Source organism: Moorena sp. SIO4G3 (genome assembly GCF_010692305.1).
In the GTDB taxonomy this organism is placed as follows: Bacteria; Cyanobacteriota; Cyanobacteriia; order Cyanobacteriales; family Coleofasciculaceae; genus Moorena; species Moorena producens_A.
Genome location: NZ_JAAHIG010000709.1, coordinates 1 through 1,668, shown reverse-complemented (window position 1 = coordinate 1,668; position 1,668 = coordinate 1). Strand labels below are relative to the sequence as shown.

Sequence of the window (1,668 nt, the reverse complement as noted above, 5' to 3'; positions counted from 1 at the left end):
TTGAACTCTCCACGGTTTGAAAACACGTGGATTCTAAGCGGATGTCGTTTCGCGGGTTAAAACCACGCTGCACGACGCTTCACGATACGATCTAGATAACGAGTCTAATTTGTACCGTTGTGGCAGGTTCAAGTCTGCTCTACCGACCTCGGCTAGGGAAAACCCTAGCTGTGTCGCTACTTTGCGGAGGATATTACAAGCTCCGTTACAGTCGGCGTTTATCAAGTCACCTTTCCCCGACCGATAAAGACCACGCTTTACTCTTTTCCCACTAGCTTTCCACCCCTCGGGTTTTTCACCAAGTACAGGTAGAAAATCACGATCCAAGAAACTGGCTTTACTGGTGTAACTTTCCTCTGTCTCAATAAATTTGATACCGTGTTCGACGCATAGTTGCTCAATCCTATTCTTTAATTTAGCAGTAGGAATCTGAACAAATTGTTGATTATTCCTTTTGCCAATATTGATGCCATCTTTAGTTCGCTTATTCCAGCCGAACACGATGGTACTCACTTTGTTCCTTTGACACCAGTTTATGACAAACCTGGCGATTTTGTTGACATTATCGCGCATTTGCCTGTTTCGCTTTTCAGTTAGAAAAGCTAATTTATCATCCCAATAGTTTTGAGTCTTACCTTTTTTGATCGCAGCTACACGCTTGTTGTACCATTGATTCTGAGACTTAACTTTCTTGCCATCTATAATGAAAGCTCTCCCTAGGTTGGAAACGCAAGTTAGCCAGTTGTTAAGACCTGGATCTATCCCTAAGACTTTATTCGTGGATACTACTGGTTTTGGATTTTGTCGCTCATATACAAACTCTAGGTAAAAACAGCCATTTCTAGGAACAAAACGGTATTCTTTGATTAACTTCTGGTCTATGTTAGATGGCATGGGGAGCAAAAAATGGTCGATATCAAACCAGACTTTAATCTGCTTCCCCAGGGTGAATTGGAGTTGACCTTTTATTAGCTTCACCCACCGAGCAGGATAACTGACTACAGCCAGACCTCCCTTTTTTCGATAATTTGGGACTCTGGGTTTATCTGCTAACTGCCCTTTGTCGTACTTTTTCTTAAGAGCTTTATAAGACTCAAAGGACTCAATTACTCCGTGTAAGGTTTGTTGAGCACAAGCGGATCTCATGGCCTTAAAATGGACATTCGCCTTCATTACTTTGTCCAGTTCAGCCTTATTAAGGTATTTGCCGTTTTTGAACAACATTTGACGGCAGTAATACAGGCCACAATTGGTTAGCTTATTAGCTTCCGAACAGATGAACTCTATAATTGCTTGATTTTCAGGCGTCGTAGTTATTAAATGTTGCTGACAACCGTACATTTTTACATCGACCTTTTGCTGTGTTACCTTAATTGTATACCGCAAGAAATGAGAGGTCAAGTAAATGTCAAAACAAATCATCAAAAGGGGAAGGCCAAGTATTCATGGGAAGCGAAAGAGGTCGTATAGTGTCTCGGTAACCCAGGAAGGCTGGGATGCTCTTAAAAAAATGGCTAAAGAATCTGGATTGAGCCTTTCGGAGTTTCTGGAAATATTAGCAAGAACAAAACGAATCCCTTAGAACGCGAACGCCGGGATAAATCCCGGCACGCTCGCTTTCCACTCAATAAATTAAGTGGCTAACTCTCGCTTGATGTTTTTCTGTTT

The 1,668-nt window shown here is 41.8% G+C and carries 2 protein-coding genes; one reads left to right on the top strand and one right to left on the bottom strand.

The window, feature by feature from the left end:
- Window positions 1-33: 33 nt before the first annotated feature.
- Window positions 34-1,341, bottom strand: a complete 1,308-nt coding sequence (locus tag F6J99_RS44805) for a transposase (protein ID WP_293123845.1) — start codon at window positions 1,339-1,341, stop codon at window positions 34-36.
- A gap of 64 nt (window positions 1,342-1,405) precedes the next feature.
- Here F6J99_RS44805 and F6J99_RS44800 point away from each other — a divergent pair, with 64 nt between their 5' ends.
- Window positions 1,406-1,582: a hypothetical protein gene (locus tag F6J99_RS44800; protein WP_293123842.1), complete on the top strand. Its 177-nt coding sequence runs from the start codon at window positions 1,406-1,408 to the stop codon at window positions 1,580-1,582.
- The last annotated feature ends 86 nt before the right edge of the window (window positions 1,583-1,668 follow it).

Excerpts from the sequence above, each read along its gene's own strand:
- F6J99_RS44800 (WP_293123842.1), top strand. The coding sequence starts at position 1,406 with ATGTCAAAACAAATCATCAAAAGGGGAAGGCCAAGTATTCATGGGAAG.
- F6J99_RS44805 (WP_293123845.1), bottom strand. The coding sequence starts at position 1,341 with ATGTACGGTTGTCAGCAACATTTAATAACTACGACGCCTGAAAATCAA.